Raw genomic sequence first — 19,686 nt, 5'->3', positions numbered from 1 at the left:
TGGCGGGCAAGATGCGAAAACCGTCAGCCAAAGGAGAGACCGATGGTTTCGAACTTCACGAGCGCTCAAATCTCACTTCCGGGTAGCGAACGTGTGGCGATGACGCCGTTTGGCGCCAGGCTGGTCATACATGCATTGAAGAGCGAAACGGACAGTGCGTTCGGTGTATGGGAAACGTTCACTCCGCCCGGAGAAGGTCCGGCACCTCATACGCACACCCGTGAGACCGAAATGTTCAGGGTCTTGCAAAGCACCTACCGATTCTGGTGCGCCGATCAGGTGTTCGATGCGCCGCCCGGCTCGGTCGTGGTTTTACCGCCGAACGTCGAACATGCCTGGCGCAATATTGGCCAAGGGATGGGGCGGATGCTCGGCATCGTGACGCCCGGAGGCTGCGAAGGGATGTTTTGCGAAATCGCGGCCCTAGGGCCGGGCGCGACTGCGCAGCAGATCGCATCGATAGAGGGCGGATATGGCATCATCAACGACGAGACCAAAAAGCTTGGGGCCAAAACAATCGAGGGGATTGGCCGATAGAAGCCATCCCGCTTCATAACAACCTGCAGCGGCATTCCGATGGCTATAGCCCCAAATCGATCACCCCCAAGCCATCCTCACCTCACCCCAGCCATCCAACCCGCAACACCGCTGTTCCGGCGCCGGCGAAACGACGGTGACGAGGGAATTGGCATTTCGTTGCGGGAAAGCCGGGGGTATCTGCTGTTGATCCGTTGCGGACCGAAAGCGGCGTCTGACGGTCATCAAGCGAGGCCAGCCAGGATAACGGGGGGCTACTGGGACATGCGCGCGCGCAGGCGGGGCCCTATCCAGTCAAGGAAGCATCGTACCTTCAGCGGCAGAGGATCGGCGGGTCGGTGGATAACGTTCACCGGAAGCGGTTCCGGCGCGAACTCCGTCAGCAATTCCTGCAACGCGCCGGAGCGCAACTGATCGGAAATCTGGTAAGACAGCACGCGTATGATGCCGATGCCGGCCAGTGCGGCCTGAATGGCAGCCTCCGTCGTGTTCACCGCGAGCTTGGAGCGCGGTTCGACGGCAAAGGCCGCACCGTCCCGGCGGTAGCGCCATTCCGGCGCGGTTGCGAAGCCCTGGAAGCTTATGCCGTCATGCTGGGCGAGGTCATCCGGCCGAAGCGGCACTCCCCGGCGGGCGAGATAGTCCGGGCTCGCGCAGATCACCCGGCGGACAGAGCCTATGCGCGTGGCAATCAGCGCGCTGTCTGCCAGATGCCCGATCCGCAGGGCCACATCGACATGCTCGTCGGAGAAACTTACCTGCCGATCGACCAGGCTCAGCCGCAGGTTGATGTCAGGTTGCTCCTTCAGGAATTCCAGCACAATCGGCAGCAGATAGCGCTCGCCGAAGACAATCGGCGCGGTCACATGCAGCCCGCCGCGCAAAGCGCCATAATCGCCGCTGGCCTGCCGTTCGGCCGCGTTCAACTCTTCCAGAATGCGACGCGACGCGGCAACAAAGGCACGCCCCTCCTCCGTCAGGGCAAGGCCCCGGCGCGTGCGCAGAACCAATCGTGTACCAAGATGGTTTTCAAGATCGGCGACCTTTCGGCTGACCGTGGCGAGCGGTGCATTCAGGCGCCGCGCGCCCGCAGAGAGGCTGCCGGCATCCACCGCCGCCAACAGCACCGACATCGCATCAAACCGATCCATTCAATCCTTCCGGAATTTGAGAGGAAAGCTCCATAAATGGCAGGATACCCCGTTCGTTGTGGATGTCATAGCCTTCACTCCGTCGAGGGGACGCCGGCCGGCTTCCCGCATTTCCAATGATCCGGAGGAAGAAGTCATGTCTCAGCTTTCACGTCGCGCCTTTGTCGGCGCCCTTCCTCTGGGCCTCGGCGGGGTGAGCCTCCTCGGGGGAGGCTTGATTGGTGGCGCTTCCACGCCCGCCCTTGCCGCAACGCACGAGGTCGCGAAGACGCCGGCCACCTTTACGCCGCTGGCGCAGATCCGCATTGGCCGTTTCACGGTGACCGCCCTTACGGACGGGTATGCCGATATGCCCTACGACTATTTTCCGGGGCGCACGGCGGCCGAAGTCGAGCAGGCGGCCGTTGCGCAGTTCACCGCCCGGCCGAGCGGCGTGCGCTTCCTCTTCAACCAGTATCTCATCGAGGATGGCGCACACCGTATCCTGATCGATGCCGGAGCGGCCGGCTCGATCGGACAGACCGGCGCACTGCCGCAGGCGCTCGGTACGCTTGGCGTGCAGCCCGATCAGATCGACGCGGTGATCGTGACACATATGCATCAGGACCACATGGGCGGCCTGGTTCTCGGAGGGAAGAACAATTACCCCGAGGCCGAACTCTATATCGATCGTCGCGACGTCAAGCATTGGACCGATCCGGCCAAGCGCAGCGGCGCAGCCGACTATCTGCAGACCAGCTTCCAGATGGCGGAGGAGGTCGTGCGCCTCTACCCGAAACTCCAGGCGATCGACGGCGAACGCGAGATTGTGCCGGGCGTCTTCATCGTCGACCTGACCGGCCATACACCCGGCCATATCGGCGTGCGGGTCGAAGATGGCGGGCAGAGCCTCATCATGGTTTCGGACATGCTCTTTCCGGTCGTGCATCCTGGAGCGACCGATGTATTCTTCCTGTTCGAGCAGGACCCCGTCGCGGCCAAGGCGATGCGCGACCGCTTCTTTCCTCGCGCCGCCTCGGAAGGCGCGCTGATTGCCGCCACGCACATGCCCTTTCCGGGGCTCGGCCGCGTCGTCGCCGACCGCGGGCAGCTGCGCTGGCAGGTGGCGGACTGGGCCTTACAGAACTGAGGGCCGTTCCGGCGCGGTTGAGAAAGGAAAAACGCATGGGCACGAGATATCTCAGCATCGCCACAACGGCCTCCGTCGCGGCCGCGCAGGAACACTATGGCAGCGCAGCGCAGTGGGCACGGATAGGCGCGCGCGGCCACGCGGACGATGCCGGGCCGAGGCAACCCCTCGGTCCTTCGGAAACGGCCTTCATCCGGGCGCGCGACGGCTTCTATATCGCCAGTGTCTCAGAGACGGGATGGCCCTATGTCCAGTACCGTGGCGGGCCTCCGGGCTTTCTCGCCACCGTCGACGCATCGATGCTGGGCTTTGCGGATTTTCGCGGCAACCGGCAATACATCACGACGGGCAATGTGCGCGCGAATGACCGCGTCTCGCTGTTCCTGATGGACTATGCTCACCAGCAACGCCTGAAGATCTTCGGCCACATGCACATCATCGATGCCGCGGACGATCCGGTTCTGGCGAAGGCGCTGACCGTGCCGGATTACCCCGCTCGCGTGGAACGCCTCGTCCTCATCGCGGTGGAGGCGTACGACTGGAACTGCCCGCAGCACATCACGCCGCGCTTCACGCGGGCTGAGCTTGAGCGTCTGCAATCGGGATAGCCGGATGCTGTTCCGATCCGGTTCAGGTTCGCGCCTCGTCGCACGCGACGGGTGGGGCGATGGCCGTTCGAGTCGGGAGACAGCCATGCCGGGATGGCGCTTTGGAAAGCCGCTGGTCCGGTTGCGGCCCGAAGCGGTCATCCCATGTCCTTCTCTGCCGCGCAGATTATCTCGGAAATGAAAGCACTTTTCTCCGAGGTATAACGATCACCATCATACGGGAACTGATCCGCAAGGCGGCGTTTCAGGGCGGAGTATGCCAAAGCCACATCGTCGTGTTGGCGAAGGTAGTTTCGGAAAAGCATTCGCCTTTCATGCGTTTGGTTAGAGGGCGGGCAGAGGTACACCCTTATTCGGGGCGAAGAGCGATTCAAAAGGAAGGCCCAAACATCGTCATCATACCGATTACCACGCGGCTGAAAGCCAGCGCCGATGAGAGCGGCGCTTGCATCAGGAATGTCACGGAGTCCCGAAACAATGACATCCACGTCAATTATCGGCTTTGCGGCCAATCCGGGTACTGCAGTGCTGCCGATGTGCTCGACTGCCACGACGCATCCACCGAGGACCTTTCTCAGAACGACTTCGGCCGCCAAAAAGTCATTTGCCCATTTCGGGTTGGAGGGAACAATTTCAACCAAGGTCGGCATGAGGGCATCCGTGATCGTTGGCGACAGACCAACATTTAGCCTATCCAGTCCGCGAATGTCTCGTCTCGGCGCGAAACGGTTGAGCACAAGGGCCCTCACTCACCCCGAACAGCCGTCCCGCAACACCGCCCTTTCCACGCCGACGACGAGGGCGGGTTCGGCTTGCCGTTTTTCGAGCCGGGCATGCGGTTCGACGCCGCCGACAACCGGCATAGTTGCACGAAGATGACCCCGGCTCACGCCACCTTGCGCGCCATGCCGACGGAGCGGGGCGCGGTCTCCTCGAAGCCAAACTGGGCGTAGAGGCGGTTGGCCGGGACGTCGGCGATCAGGCTGACATAGGCGGATTTCGGCAGCGTCGCGATGAAATCGGAGAGCGCCTGCATGATCCACTTTGCCAGCCCCCTGCCCTGATGCGCCGGGTCGATGGCGATGTCGGTCACCTGAAAGAAGCAGCCGCCGTCACCGATGATCCGGCCCATGCCGACCACCTCCCCGCCCCGCATCAGGCAGACGCCGAAGATCGAATTCGGCAGGCCCCTCTCCGCCGCCTCGCGGGAAAAGGGGCTGAGGCCCGAGACATGGCGCAAACGCAGGTAATCCTCGATGCCGGGCACGCGGGCTTCGATGCGGTAGTCGCTATTGTCGGACACAAGTCCCCTCCCTTTTTAAATTTTATCCCAGCCAGCCGTCCCTGAGCACCACGGTTTCCACCCCGGCGAAGCGGGCGATGCGGGCAAGCTCGGCCTGCAGCTTTTCCAGCCGGCCGGCTGAGGGTTTGACGCCCTTTTCCAGCCAGAGCCGTTTCACATCTAGCACGCCGGTCTTGCGGTCGGCCTTCATGTCGATGCGGCCGATCAGGCGGTCGGCTTCGAGCAGCGGGAAGACATAGTAGCCGTATTCCCGCTTCGGTTCCGGCACGAAGATCTCGATGCGGTAGAAGAAGCCGAACAGGCGCTCGGTACGGTTACGGTCGCGGATCAGGGGATCGAAGGGGCTGAGCGTGCGGATGCGGGCCGGCGGCTCCGGCGCGTCGAGCAGCGTTTCCAGCCCCTCGGCAAAAGCGAAGGATGCGCGCGGCCTGCCGCCATCGACCGTTTCGATCGCCACTTCCTCCAGTTCGTCGCGATGGCTTTCCACCCAGAGCCTGGCTTCCTGCGGGCTGACGAGATCGAAGAAGGCGGCGATTTCGCCCGAGGTGGCAAAGCCCAGCCGCGTCAGGGCGCTTCGACAGGCCCAGTCGACAAAGGCGTCGTGATCGACCTCCGCCTCGAAATGTTCCTTGGGGATGACCCGTTCGGACAGATCGTAGATCTTCTGGAAATTCTCCCGTCCGGCAATCGCCAGCTTGCCGGTGTGCCAGAGATATTCGAGCGCCGTCTTCGAAGGATGCCAGTTCCACCAGCCGCCGGACTTGTGTTCCTCCGCCTTCACCTCGCGCGCCATGACCGGACCGTTTTCCCGGATGCGCGCGTAGGTTTCCTCGAAGGCCTGATCGAAGCCCTCGCCCTGCCATTTGCGCCAGTTTTCGAGGATCTTTGCCTCGCGCCGCCTGAACCGGTGCTTCCAATAGGGAAAGAAGGCCGAAGGAATGATCGAGGCGTCGTGCGTCCAGTGCTCGAACAGCGCCCGGTCCTTCTCGATCAGGGCGGACAGATGCTCCGGCCGGTAGGTCTGATTGCGCGAAAAGAGGATCTGGTGATGGGCGCGCTCCACCGTCGCGATGCTGTCGATCTGCACGAAGCCGAGATCGTGCACGAGATCGAAGAGCCCCGCCTTGCCCAGCGCCAGATGCGGCGGCCGGGAAAGCCCCTGCCGCTCCATGAAGATTTTTCGCGCCTGCGTATTGGAAATTGGAATCGCCATGAGCAGAAGCTAGCGAATGTTCATGATATGTTCAATGCGTGATGATAGTTATGCCAACAAACCGAAACAGCACGGCCTCGCTTGCATTACCGAACGCTATTTGCGTTGTGTACGACGGCGCGATTGCAGGTTTCACATTAACGTGCTGATATGGCCATAGGATATTGCTGATTTGTTCACTACATACATTGAGCGTTTTTGGCAGTACAGGGGATTGCGATGAGCAAGAAAACCGCTAGGTCAACATATTTCACAATCGGCCGAGACGCCCGCACAGGCGTATTTATAGAGCGCATGGCAAAAAACGGAGCAACCACGAAAGTGATGAATCCGCGTGTTTTCGAGGAGGCTCTATCCTCGGCAGACAGGAAGCTGAAAGAGGTATCTGGTTCGTTCGTGAAGAGCAAAACGGATGACAACCGCTGAAGTCGTGGCTTCCTCCGCTCCAAACGGAAGTAAAGATTACAATACAATTTTCGAGAGATTTGTCGGCGACGGAGAAGCTGGCAACCAAGATTTACTTGGTATTGTGGCCTACGGCATCTATAAAAATGCCAAACGGGAATGGGCCTCCGAAATTAGAGCGCGCCATGGCAGGGCACCCAGCGAAGAAGAGCTTAAGGCTTATCACGCCACTTGGACCTCCTCGCAGATTCAAAATGCGAGAAACAATGCGCAACAGGTCTTGGCTGAATATGCCGACTACGTCATATCTGAAGCTGAGCCGAGAATTCTACGCGACGCTGTTAAAGGTAAATTCTGGCCGGATGTCGGCACATCGATATTTTCGAATGCCCTCTATACACTTGGACTAATTATTCTCGCGGTCATCTTGGCACGTTCGGGCGTTGACCTGATAGGTTTGCTCTCTACCGCAGCGGCGGAGTAACGCTCTTGGGTGCCCAAGAGGCACCTTTGATTAAGCTACTGTTTTAATATACACTTCAATCGAAACCAAATCGCTCATTCCCGCACAACGTCTCTTGCACCCACGCATGTTACGTCACCTAGGGTGGCGTAGGCCCATTCCCCTTCCCCACCGCAGGAGCTATAGAGGCGTCCACTTGCATTTGGGGCACTTGAAAGTCGGGGGAAGCCGCTTGCAGATCACGTTCGACCGGGCCGAGGTGCGTTACGGCGCCTATGTGGCGCTTCAGCCGCTCGATCTTGTGCTTGGGGAACAGCGCATCGGTGTGATCGGCCTCAACGGTTCGGGAAAGACGACCTTCGCGCGGCTCATCAACGGGCTGGTGAAACCGTTCGCCGGCCGGGTGACGCTCGACGGGCTGGACACGGTGAAGGACGAGAAGGCGGTGCTTTCGAAGACCGGTTTCATCTTCCAGAACCCGGCCAACCAGATCATCCTGCCGATCATCCGCGACGATATCGCCTTCGGGCCGAAGAGCCGCGGCGTGAAGGGCGACGCGCTCTCCCGGGCGGTCGACGGTGTGCTGGCGCAACTCGGCATCGCCCATCTGGCGGACCGACGGCCACATGAGCTTTCCGGCGGCGAGTTGCAGCTCGCGGCCCTTGCCGCCGTGGTCGTCACCGGGCCTGAACTGGTGATCTTCGACGAGCCGACCAACCAGCTCGACCTCAAGAACCGCGCCATGGTGCAGGCGGCAATCGACGCGCTGCCACAACAGGCGATCGTCATCAGCCACGATCTCGACCTCGTTTCCGGCTATGGCCGCGTGCTGGTGTTTCATCAGGGGCAGCTTGTCTTCGATGGCGCGGCGCAGGCAGCGATTGCCCGCTACAGGGAGCTTGCGCTGTCATGAGGAGCCTCTATGTTGCCGGCAAGAGCCCGCTGCACCGCCTGCCCGCCACGGCGAAGATCGCCGGACTGGCGCTTGCTGCCGTTCTTATCTTCCTCACCCGCGATCCGCGCTTTCTGGTGCCGGCGCTCGTTTTATCGAGCGGGCTTTATTTCAGCCTCGGTCAACCGATCACCGCGGCGATCAGGCCGCTCCGGCCCGTGCTGGCGACGATCCTGCTGGTCGGCCTGTTCCATCTGCTGCTGACCAGCGCCGAAGAGGCCATGGTGACGACGCTCAGGCTTTCCACGCTGATGATGCTGGGTGCGGCGGTCACGGCCTCCACCACGGTCTCCGCCTTCATCGACACGATTACCCGCGCCGCCTCGCCGCTGGAGCGGTTGGGGCTGGTCAAGGCCGCCGATATCGGGCTTTCGGTCGGGCTGGTGGTCCGTTTCGTGCCGGAGATCCTGACGCGTTACGAAGCGATCCGCGAGGCGCACCGGGCGCGCGGCATCCGGCCGAAAATCACCACGATCCTCGGGCCGCTCATCATTTCGACGCTGAAGGATGCCGACAACATTGCCGCCGCCATTGACGCGCGCGGCATTCGCGGCCAATGAGCAAGGGCTGGGGGAAATTCGCAAGCGCCGCCGTCATTGCAGGCGGACATGCACCAAGGGAGACACCATGAACACCCGTGACCTCGTCCTCGTTTCGCTGTTTGCCGCGATCATCGTGGCACTCGGCCTTATCCCACCGATCACGCTCGGCTTCATTCCTGTTCCGATCACGCTGCAATCGCTCGGCGTGATGCTGGCGGGCGTCATGCTCGGGGCGAAGCGCGGGGCGCTGGCGCCGCTGCTCGTCATCCTCTTGGTCGCCATCGGCCTGCCGGTGCTCTCGGGCGGTCGCGGCGGCCTTGCCGTCTTCGCCGGCCCGACGGTCGGCTTCCTGATCGGCTGGGTTCCCGCCGCCTATGTCACCGGCCTGTTCGCCGAGCGCTTCGCGCGGCCGACCATGGCGGCGCTGCCGCAGACGCTCGGCTTCTTCGCGGCGGCCGCCATCGGCGGTGTCGTGGTGCTCTATCTCTTCGGCATCGGCTATCTCGCCTTCGGCGCGGGCCTCGGATTTCAGAAGGCCTTCCTCGGCTCGATGGCCTTCATTCCGGGCGATCTGCTGAAGGCAGCCGTCGCCGGCCTCGCCGGCCGCGCCGTGATGGTCGGCTATCCGCTTTTGCCGCAGCGGGCCTGAGCCGTCAGCCCTTCCTGAGCGCGGTGCCGCCCTTACCGGTGGCATCGCTTTCTTTCGCCGCCCTGTGCCGGGCGGCGACATGCCTGAAGCCTTCAATCTGCATCTGCAGGCCGAAACCGAAGCGCTCGTCGCTGCTGTCGCCGGTGATTTCCGCCATCGCGGAGACGGCGAGAGGATAAGCTTCCAGCAATTCCGGCGGATGGGCCGCCTGCTGCTTGCCCTGCTTCTCCGTGAAGGCCTGCTCCTCTATCGCAAAGCCGAGCACGTAATAGAGCAGCGTGAACGTGCCCCAGGCGGCCAGGCGTTCGTCGCCGCCCGCCTCCTTCAGACATTCCATCACCTGAGACCCGACCCGCAGCACGTTTCCGGAGACGGGAAAGGTGCCGGCAAAGACGCGCGCGGCATCGCGCCGTGACAGCAGCGCACGGCGCAGCTCGTTTGCGATTGCCGCGAGACGCACGTCCCACGCTTCGCCCGCCCGCATGTCCACCGCCACCGGCACCAGCAGCGCTTCGGCCATTCCGTCGAGAAGGGCATCCTTGCTGGCGAAATGCCAATAAAGCGACGGGGCCTGGATCTTCAGCGTTTCCGCGAGCTTGCGCATCGTCAGGCCCTCCAAACCGCTCTCATCGAGCAGGCCCAGCGCAGTGGCGATCACCTCTTCCTTCACGACAGCCATGATTTTCTCCTTTCTCACTTGACTCCCTAACATTGTTAGACCAACCTAACAACGTTAGATTGGAGATATGCCATGCGGAATTTTCATGAAGTCATTATTGTCGGTGCCGGGCCAGTCGGGCTCTGGCTTGCCTGCGAACTCAGGCTTGCAGGCGTCGATGTCCTGGTCCTCGAGCGGCGAACGGAGCGCAGCCAGCAATCCCGCGCGCTGACCATTCACGGGCGCAGCATCGAGCTTTTCGCTCTTCGGGGCCTGGAAAAGCATTTCCTCGACGCCGGCCGGCCGATCCCGAGCGGGCATTTCGGCGTGCTCGACACCCGCCTCGACTTTTCCACCTTCGACAGCCACTTCCCCTTCACGCTCTACCTGCCGCAGTCGGATACGGAGGCAAAGCTTGAGGAACGCGCCATCGAGCTTGGCGCCAGAGTGCTACGCGGCGAGAGCGTTACCGGGATCGAGGAGCAGGATGGGCAGGTACTCGTTTCGATGGATCGGGCGGTCCATGCCTGCGCCTATCTGGTCGGCGCGGATGGCGCGAGAAGCATCGTGCGGGAAAGTGCGGGCATCCCGTTTTCCGGCGCGCCCGCCCGTCACACGATGATGCTTGCCGATGTCGTGCTGGCGGCTCCGCCGGCACGGTCGGTCCTATCGACCGTCAACGAAAACGGATGCGCCATGGTGGCGCCGCTTGGAGACGGACAGCATCACCGCATCGTTCTGGTCGATCCCCTGCGCAGCCATGTGGCCCGCACCGAGCCGGTGACGCTTGAGGAAGTGACGCAATCCGCCCGGCGCATTCTCGGCAGCGATTTCGGGGCGCGCGATCCGATCTGGATGTCGCGCTTCGCGGACGAAACGCGCCTTGCCGACAGCTACCGACGCGGCCGCATCCTGCTTGCCGGCGATGCCGCGCATATTCACGCGCCGGCAGGTGGTCAGGGCATGAATGTCGGACTTCAGGACGCCATGAACCTTGGCTGGAAGCTGGCCATGGTGGTGCGCGGTCAGGCTCCCGCATCGCTGCTGGACAGCTATGGCGAGGAACGCCGCCCGGTGGGTGAAGGCCTGTACAAGAACACGCTTGCCCAGGTCGCGCTGATGACCGAATTCAACCCGGCAACACTGGCGCTGAGAGATGCCCTGAACGGGCTGTTGCAAATCCCGGCGGTCAATCAGCGGCTGGCGGCGGAGCTTTCCGGCTTCGGCGTCCGCTACGGCCGGACGGATACCGACGTCGTCGGCACCGACCATTCGAAGGCTGGCACATCGGTTGGCGATGTCGAACTCGTGCTCGACGACGGCTCGGAGACCACGCTCTATCGCCTGATGCAGGATGGCCGGTGGCTCGATCTTTCCCTTCAGCCAGGCATTCGCGCCGCACGTCCGGGTTGGCTGCGGGAGGAGAATGTCACGACTATCTCCGCGAAGATGAAGAGCGTCCCGCCCGCCGATCTCCCCATGGGCCAGCCGGTGGCAATGACGATCCGGCCCGACGGGTACCTCTATGCGGCAGCGTGAGATGATGCCGATCGAAAGGCTCGACCCGCAGAGCCTCACGCAATCCTTCGTCGGTCACATCGCCCAGATCGCCATTGCGCCGCCCGCGTCAAGGCTTGCGGCGATCTCCGGACAGGTGGCGCTCGATCAGAATGGAAACCTCGTCGCGCCCGGCGATCATGCCGGGCAGGCTCGCCAGTGCTTCGCCAATATCCGGCACGCGCTTGCTGCAATCGGCGCCGGACCGGAGCACATCCTGCAGATGCGCATCCATGTCGTGGGCCACAGGCCGGAGCTGATCGGCCCCATATTCGAGGTGGGGCGAGAGGTGTTCGCCGAGCGCTGGCCGGTCACCGCCAGCACATGGGTCGGGGTGGAAACCCTCGCCATGCCCGAATGGCTGGTGGAGATCGAGGCGCTGGCTATGGTTCCGTCCTCGCCGTGATTACCCCGGCTTCCGCTGCCTCAATCCCGCCGCTGCATCCACCATGCGGCGGCGGCAAGCCCCATGGCCCCAAGCCAAGGCGAAAGCGAGACGGCGAGCGCCACGACATAGGTTTCGTAGGAGCGGCCGGCGAGCAACCATTGCAGCATCAGACCCGCAAGCCATCCGCCGACCGCGGCTGCGGCCAACCATGCGATACCGGCCTTCGTTCCCGGCGCGGCTCTCGTTTGCGGATTGCGTCTGCCGGAAACGATCCAGTACCAGATGCCCGCCACCAGAGCGCCGACCACCGCCGCCACGGGGCAGATGAAGAACAGCAGTCCCATGGCGTTGGCACCCTCAAACTGCGACACCTCGAAGACATCGAAGGCCGCAAGTCCCACACCGAGTGCTGCCAGATAGCCGCCGACCAGACCGGCGAGCATGACAAGCAGCGTTTTCAAAAGTCTCGTCCCCATCGAAAGCCTCCCTCCCCGAAAGCCATGGCATTTACATCGGAAGGCATAGGGGCACTCCGCATCAAAACCCCTCCCGCCTGCCGGGCACCCTCCCCACAAAGGGGAGGATTAGGAATGCCGCACCGTCTCGCCTTCCACATTCGATGGCGCTGCGCCCAAAAGCTGGCTGCAACAGGTTTGCAGCCTGCACCGGTTCTTCACCAAAACCGATACGTTTCTCCGTATTGCCGCCCACCGCCTCCGCTTCCTAGGATCGACCTTGCTTGGAGGAGTGTCCAGTCCGCGTTTCCCGCCCACGGGAGGCGGCATCCACACAAGGTGGAGGACAGCAAGCAGAGACCCACCAACTTCGGGAGGAACTGCCATGAAATGGACTGCGCCGAAATTCATCGAAGTCAGCTGCGGTATGGAAATCAACCGCTACGCCCCGGCGGACGGTGACGAACCCGTCCTGTTCTGATCGCGCGACGGGCACGGGGCGATGAGCAAGCTTCGTTTCCTCGTGCTCGGCGCGGCCGCCGGCGGCGGGTTGCCGCAATGGAATTGCGGCTGTCCCAACTGCATGGCGGCGCGCGATCCGGTCTCGGGCATGACACCGCAGAGCCAATCGTCGCTGGCGGTCAGCGCCGATGGCGAAAACTGGGCGATTTTCAACGCCTCGCCGGACATCCGGGCACAGATCGAGAAAAACGCCTGCCTGCATCCGCGCGGCCTGCGCGGCAGCCCGATCCGTAGCGTCATCGTCACCAATGGCGATATCGACCATGTCACCGGCCTCCTGACGCTTCGGGAAAAGCAGCCGTTCACGCTGTTTGCCACAGCGACGCTGATGGAAACGCTGCGGCAAAACCCGGTCTTCGAGGTTCTGGACCCTGCCCTCGTGGAGCGGAAGACCATCGGGCTCGACACCGTCTTTTCTCCCCTTCCGGGGATGCGGATACGGCTGTTTCCGGTCCCCGGCAAGGCTCCGCTCTATCTCGAAGCAGAAGGCCTCAGGCTCGGGCAGGAGAGCGAGGACACGGTTGGGGTGGAGTTCCTGATCGGCGAACGGCGGGCCTTTTACATTCCCGGCTGCGGGGCGATGACGCCGGCGCTTGGCGCCCGCCTCATGGGAGCCGACCTCGTCTTCTTCGACGGCACCGTCTTTAGCGACGACGAGATGATTTCAGCCGGCGTCGGCCACAAGACCGGGCGGCGCATGGGACACATGCCGATCAGCGGTCCCGGCGGCAGCCTTGCAGCCCTTTCCACACTTTCGATCGCGCGGAAAATCTACGTGCACATCAACAATACCAACCCGATCTGGCAGGCCGGACCGGAGCGGCGGCAGGTCGAAGCCGCAGGCTTCGAGATCGGCCAAGACGGCATGGAGGTGAGCCTTGCAGACATCCACATCCCCGCAGATATCGACGTCGCCTGAAAAAGCCGCCTTCGAGGCGCGTCTCAGGGCCATCGGCACGGCGCGCTATCACGACAAGCACCCCTTTCACCAGATGCTGCATGGCGGCGCGTGTTCGATGACGCAAGTGCGCGCCTGGGTCATCAACCGCTATTACTACCAGAGCCGCATCCCGATGAAGGACGCGGCACTCCTCTCGCGCTGCGAAAATCCCCGGCTCCGGCGTATCTGGCGCAGCCGCATCGAGGATCATGACGGAGGCTTGGCGGAGGGCGGCGGCATCCGGCGGTGGCTGAGGCTGGCGGAAGCCGTGGGTCTCGATCCCGACTATGTCGCCTCTGCCCGCGGCGTTCTGCCGGGCATACGATTCGCCGTCGATGCCTATGTGCATTTCGTCCGGGAAAAGACGTTGCTGGAGGCCGTTGCCTCGTCGCTCACCGAACTTTTCGCCCCCGCGATCCACGAGAACCGCATCGCCGGACTGCTGAAACACTATGCCTTTGCCGGGGATGCCGCCCTCTCCTACTTCCGCCAGCGGCTGAACGAGGCGCCGCAGGACGTCGCCTTCGGGCTTGCCTATGTGCTCGACCACGCCGACAGCCTGGAGAAGCAGGACGCAGCAGCGGCGGCGCTGACCTTCAAGACCGATGTGCTCTGGTCGCAACTCGACACACTGCATTCGGCTTACGTCGCGCCGGCGCGCATTCCGCCCGGCGGCTGGGACGGGCGCGAGGGCGTGACCGGCGAAGTCGACGACCGGCCCTTGCAGGGGGCGGCTGAATGAACGGAACCGACGCCCCCAGCGCTCCGGCCGTCACCGTCGATGGCGCCACCGTCGCGAAGCTCGCGCGCGGCGTGAAGCTGCGGGAAGATCCCGTTCGCGGTCAGACCGTGCTGCTTGCCCCCGAACGGGCGCTAGCCCTGGACGAGATCGCGGTTTCCATCGTCAGGGCGCTCGACGGCAAGCGCAGCCTCGAGGACATCGCCGGGGATTTTTCCCGGCAGTTCGATGCGCCGAAAGAGGCCGTGCTCGCCGATATCATCGCTTTCATCCGGGAGTTTTCCAACCGGCGGCTGCTGGAGCTTGCGTCATGAACGAGCACTCAAGTCCAGCCCGCTTCGTTGCGCAAAGGCCCGCACCGCCAATCGCCATGCTGGCGGAACTGACCCATCGCTGTCCGCTCGCCTGTCCCTACTGCTCCAACCCGCTCGAACTCACTCGCGCCACGGAGGAGCTTTCGACCGCCGAGTGGATCGAGGTCTTCCGGCAGGCCGCCGATCTCGGTGTGCTGCACCTGCATCTTTCCGGCGGAGAGCCCGCCTCGCGCCGCGACCTCGTCGATCTCACGCGTGCGGCAGCGGGCTTCGGCCTCTACACCAATCTCATCACCTCAGGCATCGGGCTGACCGAAGCGCGCATTACAGAACTTGCCGATGCCGGTCTCGACCATTTGCAGCTCTCGCTGCAGGGCGCAACGCCGGAGAAGGCCGATATCGTCGGCGGCTACGCGGGCGGCTATGCGCGCAAGATTGCGGTCGCCGGCTGGACGCGAAGCGTGGGCATTCCGCTCACCGTCAATGCCGTCTGCCACAAGCAGAACATGCACGAACTCGACCCCATGGTGGCGCTTGCCATCGAACTCGGCGCGCGCCGCATCGAAATCGCCACAGTGCAATTCCACGGCTGGGCCGAACGCAACCGGCAGGCCCTTATGCCGACCCGCGCACAGGTGGAAACCGCAAACGCCTTCGTGGCGGAAGCCCGCCGCCGGCATGAAGGCGTGCTGGTGATCGATTACGTACCGGCCGACCATCATTCCAGTTATCCGAAGGCCTGCATGGGCGGCTGGGGATCGAGCGGGCTGAACGTCACGCCGTCGGGCCGGGTTCTCCCCTGCCATGCGGCGGAAACCATCAAGGGGCTCGCCTTCGACAATGTACGGGAGCGTGGACTTGCCGATATCTGGTACGAAGGGGCCGCCTTCAACGCCTTTCGCGGCGACGGCTGGATGCGGGAGCCCTGCCGAAGCTGCGCTCGCAAACACATCGACCACGGCGGCTGCCGCTGCCAGGCGATGGCGCTTGCCGGCGATGCGCGCGCAACCGACCCAGTCTGCATGCATTCCCCGCTTCACGCAGCCCTTGCGGCGGCAGCCGAGGAGGATGGCCTCGCAGAACCTCCGGCCTTCGTCTATCGGGGACGGCAGCCATCCATCCAGCCCGTATAGTAACCGACATCCGGAGCTTGCCGACGAACTGCGTTGAAATGGGCGATCGTCAGTTCCAATACGGGAGAGCTTTGTCTGAAGCGCGGGGCGATCTTTCAGATTCGCTTCCCGCCTTTAGCCCATTGTCATGTCGCATGTTGTTATCGCAAAACCGCTGCATACTTTCGCGCAACATGCTTTAAGGTGCGTCGAGAAAATCAGACGGGGGAGACCAAGACATGTCGGCAATTTTCGCGCGCATCGTCGCCATGATCGGCGCGGCGATGATCCTGATGCGGCGCTTCGGCCAGGGCCCGGAGAAACCGGCCATCGGCGGCGCGCCGATCATTCCCGAGGCGAAGGCGCAGCGCATCCCGACGCTGAAGATGCCGACTGCGCGCGGCTGGACCGACGGCCACACGCCGACGGCAGCCCCCGGCCTGAAGGTCAATGCCTTCGCCAAGGGACTGAAGCATCCGCGCTGGCTCCACGTGCTGCCGAACGGCGATGTGCTGACGGCGGAGGCGCTCGGCGTCGATGGCGGCAGGATCAGGACGCCCTTCGATTACGCCATGTATTCGACGATGAAGCGCGCGGCCGCCGTCGGCAAAAGCCCCAACCGCATCACGCTGCTGCGCGATGCAGACGGCGACGGCGTGGCCGAGGAACGCCACACCTTCATGGAGGGTCTCAACCATCCCTTCGGCATGGCGATGCTGCACGGCACCTTCTATGTCGGCAATACCGACGGCGTGGTCGCCTATCCCTATAGCGAGGGAACGACCCATATCGCCGCGCAGGGCCGCCGGCTCGCCGATTTCAAGCCGGCAGGGCACTGGACCCGCAGCATTCTTGCAAGCCAGGACGGCAAGAAGCTCTATGTCGGCGTCGGCTCGCTCAGCAATATCGCGGAAAACGGTTTCGAGGCCGAGGAAGGCCGCGCCTGCATCTACGAACTGGATCTGGAGACCGGACGGAACAGGATTTTCGCCGGAGGGCTTCGCAATCCGGTCGGTCTCGCCTTCGAGCCGACCACCGGCGATCTCTGGACCGTGGTCAACGAACGCGACGGTCTGGGCGACGAGACGCCGCCCGACTACCTGACCTCGGTGAAGGACGGCGGTTTCTATGGCTGGCCCTATTGCTACTGGGGCCAGACGGTCGACGACCGCGTGCTGCAGAATCCGGGGCTGGTCGCCAGCGCCATCCGGCCGGACTATGCGCTGGGCGGACACACAGCCTCGCTCGGTCTCTGCTGGCTGCCGGCAGGCACCCTGCCCGGCTTCCCCGACGGCATGGTGATCGGCCAGCACGGCTCTTGGAACCGGTCGACGCTCGCCGGCTACAAGGTGATCTTCGTGCCCTTCGAAAACGGCAAGCCCTCCGGCCCGCCACGGGACATCCTCACCGACTTCCTGGCGCCCGACGAGAAATATTCCTATGGCCGCCCGGTCGGCGTCACCATCGGCCCGGACGGCTCGCTGCTGGTGGCTGACGATGTGGGCGACGTGATCTGGCGGGTCACCGGGGCCTGAGACGACGGGCCGGCACTCACCGACCGAGAGCCGGCATGACCTGCATACTTATTCCGACGGGTGCGGGGGCTCACCCGAACGCCTGATTATCCGACCCGCCGGTGAGTGCTAATGTTGTCCGATCCTCAAGGCTCAAGCGACGGAGGCACGGATGCCGGCGGTTACGGGGAAGGTGATACTGGTGACCGGCGCGAGCGGCGGGATCGGAACGGCGGTTTCCCGCCATCTGGCGGAACTCGGTTACGGTCTTGTGCTCACCGCAAGGAACACTGAAAAGCTGGATGCGCTGGCCGCCGGACTGGCCGGCTACGACCGCGGACTTCACCAGACTATCGCGGTCGACATGACCGACATCGCCTCCATCACCGCCTTCGCCGACGAGATGGCCCGGCGGAGCATCACGCTCGACGGCGTCGTTTTGATGCCGCCGCAGGCCCACAGCACCAACGATCCGATGCCGGCGAGTTCCGCCTGGACGGAGCTTTTCCAGAACTGCTTTATCGGACCGCTGGAACTGCTGAAGGCGGCCATTGCCAGGATGTCACCCGACCCTGCGAATGGACGGCGGGCAAAGATTGTCCTCATTTCCGGCATCAGTTCCGCCCAGGTTCTCGGGCATTACGCCACCTCCAACGTCCTGCGCTGCGCTTGGCTCGGCGAAGCCAAGACGCTCGCCTTCGCGCTCGGAGGCCGCGGCATCCACGTCAACACGCTCTCGCTCGGGGGAACGCTGTCGCCATGGTACAAGGCGGGGCTGGAGAAGCGCGCCGAGGCCGCCGGCGTGACGCTTGCGGAACGGCTGGCGGAGGAAACCTCGAATATTCCGCTCGGCAAATACGGCGAGCCCGCCGAAGTGGCCGTGGCGGTCGCGGGCCTGCTTTCCTCCTTCTCGGATCACATGACCGGCGTGAACATCATGCATGACGGCGGCTTTACCCGAGCCTATTGAGGGACGGGGCCCGGCGATCGCCATCATGTCGGCACTGGACCGACGAACGTCAAAAATGCCATAAATCCTCCCATCATTTTGGAATAGTGCAGGAATTCGCGCCCGGCCAGCGCCGGGATCAACCAGGACGGCGCTTCAAACGTCATGAATAACGGTCCGAGATCGCCCCTTCGCAAGCGTTTGTCCCTGCCGTCATCCGGGCGACGTCGAAGGCAGCGGACCCGCTTTCCCGCAGGGCTTTCCGCTGGCGGAACACTCCTGCCGTTTTCGCGTTGTCAGGCAGCATCACTCGGGGGCTTTCAATCATGAACGAGGGGCCGAACGGAACCGGCAGAAACCACGAGGCGATGGGGGCAAGGACATCCCATGCCGGAGCGGCAAGGCGGCGGCCGGTGCGCCGGGTGCGGGTGCGCAAGACGGCCCTCGATCTGGCGCTGATCTGGTCCGTCATCGGCATCTTCGTGATCCTTGCGGTCACCGCGATCCATCTCGCGGCGAGCGTGCTGATCCCAATCACCCTTGCGGTGGTGGTCGGCCTGATCCTCGGGCTTGCGGCGGACCGGCTGGGAGCGCTCGGCGTCCCGCCGATGCTGTCGGCGCTCATTCTGACGACAGGGTTTGCGGCGCTGATCTTCTTCATCGCCAACACGCTGATCGGCCCGCTTGGCGAACTCGCCGCAAACGCGCCAGCCATGGTCGAGCAGGCGATCGAACGGATACTGCCCTATCTCCAGCGCATAAAGTGGCTGCACATCAACAGCGCCAGCTTCCGTTCCGGATCGATGTCCATGGAAGCGCTGATCGAAAACAGCAGCACCGTTTTATCGACCGTCGCCACCAGGGTGACGCCGGCCATCGTGCAGACGCTGATCTTCTTTGCGGCGCTGGTGCTTTTTCTCGGCAGCAGGCATGCCATCCGCAAGACCCTCATCATCGCCTTCCGCGACCGCGCGCGGCGGCTTGCAGCCATCCGTACCTTCAACGCCATCGAGCAGGCGCTCGGCTTCTATTTCGCCACCGCCTCGCTGCTCTATGCCGTCGTCGGCGTCTCCATGACGATCATCGCCTGGGCGGGCGGCCTCGACATGCCCGTGCTCTGGGGCTTCTTCGCCTTCCTGTCGAGCTTCGTGCCCTTTCTCGGCGTCACCGCGATGACGATGGCGCTCGCAATCGCCGGGGTCATCGCCCATGACAGCCTCGTCGTCGGGCTCGCCCCAGCCGCTGCCTTCTTTGCCGTTCATATGGTCATGGAGAACCTGGTGACGCCAGCGGTCATGGGGCGCCGGCTGGAGATAAACTCCTTCGCCGTCTTCGTCGCCATCATCTTCTGGACCTGGCTGTGGGGCGCCATCGGAGCCATGCTCGCCGTGCCGCTTTCGCTCATCGCCATCACCGTCGCCAGCGAGCTTCTGCCGCAAAACCGGATCCAGCCGAACCTTCCGGACTGAGCGACCGCCCGAAATCTCCTCCCACACCCGCGAAGTTTTTTGCGAAAATTGATAAATCGCAAATAATATCTTCAAATATTCATATATATGATTTTTTGAACATCAAGCAAACGGGAG

The 19,686-nt window shown here is 63.3% G+C and carries 25 protein-coding genes; 18 read left to right on the top strand and 7 right to left on the bottom strand.

What is annotated here, in order from left to right; all coding sequences use genetic code 11:
• Positions 1-42: 42 nt before the first annotated feature.
• Entirely contained in the window at positions 43-537 is a 495-nt protein-coding gene (locus ACLBKR_RS03405) for a cupin domain-containing protein (protein ID WP_414900640.1), read from the top strand.
• Between the two features lie 254 nt (positions 538-791).
• On the opposite strand, the gene ACLBKR_RS03400 is transcribed toward ACLBKR_RS03405, so the two are convergent.
• Positions 792-1,688, bottom strand: a complete 897-nt coding sequence (locus ACLBKR_RS03400; protein WP_113443267.1) for a LysR family transcriptional regulator — start codon at positions 1,686-1,688, stop codon at positions 792-794.
• A gap of 136 nt (positions 1,689-1,824) precedes the next feature.
• Between ACLBKR_RS03400 and ACLBKR_RS03395 the strand changes: the two genes are divergently transcribed.
• Together ACLBKR_RS03395 and ACLBKR_RS03390 are read left to right on the top strand one after the other, a co-directional pair.
• A complete protein-coding gene (locus ACLBKR_RS03395) occupies positions 1,825-2,817 on the top strand; it encodes an MBL fold metallo-hydrolase (RefSeq protein ID WP_414900637.1) in 993 nt (330 codons plus the stop codon).
• A gap of 35 nt (positions 2,818-2,852) precedes the next feature.
• Positions 2,853-3,425, top strand: coding sequence for a pyridoxamine 5'-phosphate oxidase family protein (locus ACLBKR_RS03390; protein WP_113447865.1), 573 nt, complete (start codon positions 2,853-2,855; stop codon positions 3,423-3,425).
• A gap of 137 nt (positions 3,426-3,562) precedes the next feature.
• On the opposite strand, the gene ACLBKR_RS03385 is transcribed toward ACLBKR_RS03390, so the two are convergent.
• The 3 genes from ACLBKR_RS03385 to ACLBKR_RS03375 form a co-directional block, all read right to left on the bottom strand.
• The gene (locus ACLBKR_RS03385; RefSeq protein WP_113447989.1) at positions 3,563-4,075 is read right to left on the bottom strand and encodes a GrpB family protein; all 513 of its coding nucleotides are present in this window, start codon (positions 4,073-4,075) and stop codon (positions 3,563-3,565) included.
• Between the two features lie 236 nt (positions 4,076-4,311).
• Positions 4,312-4,728 (bottom strand): GNAT family N-acetyltransferase, encoded by a 417-nt coding sequence (locus tag ACLBKR_RS03380; RefSeq protein ID WP_113447866.1) that lies wholly within the window; start codon positions 4,726-4,728, stop codon positions 4,312-4,314.
• 22 nt (positions 4,729-4,750) lie between these two features.
• Complete coding sequence (locus ACLBKR_RS03375; protein ID WP_113447867.1) at positions 4,751-5,941, bottom strand: winged helix-turn-helix domain-containing protein; 1,191 nt, start codon at positions 5,939-5,941, stop codon at positions 4,751-4,753.
• Positions 5,942-6,160: 219 nt separating this feature from the next.
• Here ACLBKR_RS03375 and ACLBKR_RS03370 point away from each other — a divergent pair, with 219 nt between their 5' ends.
• From ACLBKR_RS03370 to ACLBKR_RS03350, 5 genes are all read left to right on the top strand, one after another.
• On the top strand, positions 6,161-6,367 hold the full coding sequence (locus ACLBKR_RS03370) for a hypothetical protein (RefSeq protein WP_162757854.1): 207 nt from the start codon (positions 6,161-6,163) through the stop codon (positions 6,365-6,367).
• Entirely contained in the window at positions 6,354-6,830 is a 477-nt protein-coding gene (locus ACLBKR_RS03365) for a hypothetical protein (RefSeq protein ID WP_113447868.1), read from the top strand. The genes ACLBKR_RS03370 and ACLBKR_RS03365 overlap by 14 nt, the downstream gene beginning before the upstream one ends.
• A gap of 211 nt (positions 6,831-7,041) precedes the next feature.
• Positions 7,042-7,722 carry an ABC transporter ATP-binding protein gene (locus tag ACLBKR_RS03360; RefSeq protein ID WP_113447869.1) on the top strand — a complete coding sequence of 227 codons (681 nt, stop codon included), beginning with the start codon at positions 7,042-7,044 and terminating at the stop codon, positions 7,720-7,722.
• Positions 7,719-8,321 carry an energy-coupling factor transporter transmembrane component T family protein gene (locus ACLBKR_RS03355; protein WP_113447870.1) on the top strand — a complete coding sequence of 201 codons (603 nt, stop codon included), beginning with the start codon at positions 7,719-7,721 and terminating at the stop codon, positions 8,319-8,321. The genes ACLBKR_RS03360 and ACLBKR_RS03355 overlap by 4 nt, the downstream gene beginning before the upstream one ends.
• Before the next feature lie 67 nt (positions 8,322-8,388).
• Entirely contained in the window at positions 8,389-8,952 is a 564-nt protein-coding gene (locus ACLBKR_RS03350; RefSeq protein ID WP_113447871.1) for a biotin transporter BioY, read from the top strand.
• 4 nt (positions 8,953-8,956) lie between these two features.
• Here ACLBKR_RS03350 and ACLBKR_RS03345 read toward each other — a convergent pair whose 3' ends face one another.
• On the bottom strand, positions 8,957-9,631 hold the full coding sequence (locus ACLBKR_RS03345) for a TetR/AcrR family transcriptional regulator C-terminal domain-containing protein (RefSeq protein ID WP_113447872.1): 675 nt from the start codon (positions 9,629-9,631) through the stop codon (positions 8,957-8,959).
• A gap of 72 nt (positions 9,632-9,703) precedes the next feature.
• Between ACLBKR_RS03345 and ACLBKR_RS03340 the strand changes: the two genes are divergently transcribed.
• Positions 9,704-11,149: an FAD-dependent monooxygenase gene (locus ACLBKR_RS03340; RefSeq protein WP_113447873.1), complete on the top strand. Its 1,446-nt coding sequence runs from the start codon at positions 9,704-9,706 to the stop codon at positions 11,147-11,149.
• Position 11,150: 1 nt separating this feature from the next.
• Entirely contained in the window at positions 11,151-11,573 is a 423-nt protein-coding gene (locus ACLBKR_RS03335) for a RidA family protein (RefSeq protein WP_414900631.1), read from the top strand.
• 20 nt (positions 11,574-11,593) lie between these two features.
• On the opposite strand, the gene ACLBKR_RS03330 is transcribed toward ACLBKR_RS03335, so the two are convergent.
• On the bottom strand, positions 11,594-12,031 hold the full coding sequence (locus ACLBKR_RS03330; RefSeq protein WP_113447874.1) for a hypothetical protein: 438 nt from the start codon (positions 12,029-12,031) through the stop codon (positions 11,594-11,596).
• Positions 12,032-12,395: 364 nt separating this feature from the next.
• Between ACLBKR_RS03330 and pqqA the strand changes: the two genes are divergently transcribed.
• The 7 genes from pqqA to ACLBKR_RS03295 all read left to right on the top strand — a co-directional run bounded on the left by pqqA (position 12,396) and on the right by ACLBKR_RS03295 (position 18,121).
• Positions 12,396-12,491: a pyrroloquinoline quinone precursor peptide PqqA gene (gene pqqA / locus ACLBKR_RS03325; protein ID WP_099056987.1), complete on the top strand. Its 96-nt coding sequence runs from the start codon at positions 12,396-12,398 to the stop codon at positions 12,489-12,491.
• Between the two features lie 21 nt (positions 12,492-12,512).
• Entirely contained in the window at positions 12,513-13,451 is a 939-nt protein-coding gene (gene pqqB / locus ACLBKR_RS03320) for a pyrroloquinoline quinone biosynthesis protein PqqB (protein WP_113447875.1), read from the top strand.
• On the top strand, positions 13,411-14,214 hold the full coding sequence (gene pqqC / locus ACLBKR_RS03315; RefSeq protein WP_280520022.1) for a pyrroloquinoline-quinone synthase PqqC: 804 nt from the start codon (positions 13,411-13,413) through the stop codon (positions 14,212-14,214). The genes pqqB and pqqC overlap by 41 nt, the downstream gene beginning before the upstream one ends.
• Positions 14,211-14,525, top strand: a complete 315-nt coding sequence (gene pqqD / locus ACLBKR_RS03310) for a pyrroloquinoline quinone biosynthesis peptide chaperone PqqD (protein ID WP_112829131.1) — start codon at positions 14,211-14,213, stop codon at positions 14,523-14,525. The genes pqqC and pqqD overlap by 4 nt, the downstream gene beginning before the upstream one ends.
• On the top strand, positions 14,522-15,658 hold the full coding sequence (gene pqqE, locus ACLBKR_RS03305) for a pyrroloquinoline quinone biosynthesis protein PqqE (RefSeq protein ID WP_113447876.1): 1,137 nt from the start codon (positions 14,522-14,524) through the stop codon (positions 15,656-15,658). The genes pqqD and pqqE overlap by 4 nt, the downstream gene beginning before the upstream one ends.
• A 218-nt stretch (positions 15,659-15,876) precedes the next feature.
• On the top strand, positions 15,877-17,172 hold the full coding sequence (locus tag ACLBKR_RS03300) for a PQQ-dependent sugar dehydrogenase (protein ID WP_112829129.1): 1,296 nt from the start codon (positions 15,877-15,879) through the stop codon (positions 17,170-17,172).
• Positions 17,173-17,323: 151 nt separating this feature from the next.
• A complete protein-coding gene (locus ACLBKR_RS03295) occupies positions 17,324-18,121 on the top strand; it encodes an SDR family oxidoreductase (protein WP_414900626.1) in 798 nt (265 codons plus the stop codon).
• Positions 18,122-18,144: 23 nt separating this feature from the next.
• Here the strand turns inward: ACLBKR_RS03295 and ACLBKR_RS03290 are convergent, their stop codons facing one another.
• The gene (locus ACLBKR_RS03290; protein WP_414900624.1) at positions 18,145-18,267 is read right to left on the bottom strand and encodes a hypothetical protein; all 123 of its coding nucleotides are present in this window, start codon (positions 18,265-18,267) and stop codon (positions 18,145-18,147) included.
• A 159-nt stretch (positions 18,268-18,426) separates the two neighbouring features.
• Here ACLBKR_RS03290 and ACLBKR_RS03285 point away from each other — a divergent pair, with 159 nt between their 5' ends.
• Positions 18,427-19,569: an AI-2E family transporter gene (locus tag ACLBKR_RS03285; protein ID WP_414900622.1), complete on the top strand. Its 1,143-nt coding sequence runs from the start codon at positions 18,427-18,429 to the stop codon at positions 19,567-19,569.
• Positions 19,570-19,686 lie beyond the last annotated feature (117 nt).

Source organism: Paenirhizobium cremeum, assembly GCF_047553425.1.
Lineage (GTDB): Bacteria > Pseudomonadota > Alphaproteobacteria > Rhizobiales > Rhizobiaceae > Allorhizobium > Allorhizobium cremeum.
This window is presented reverse-complemented; position numbering and strand designations above follow the sequence as displayed.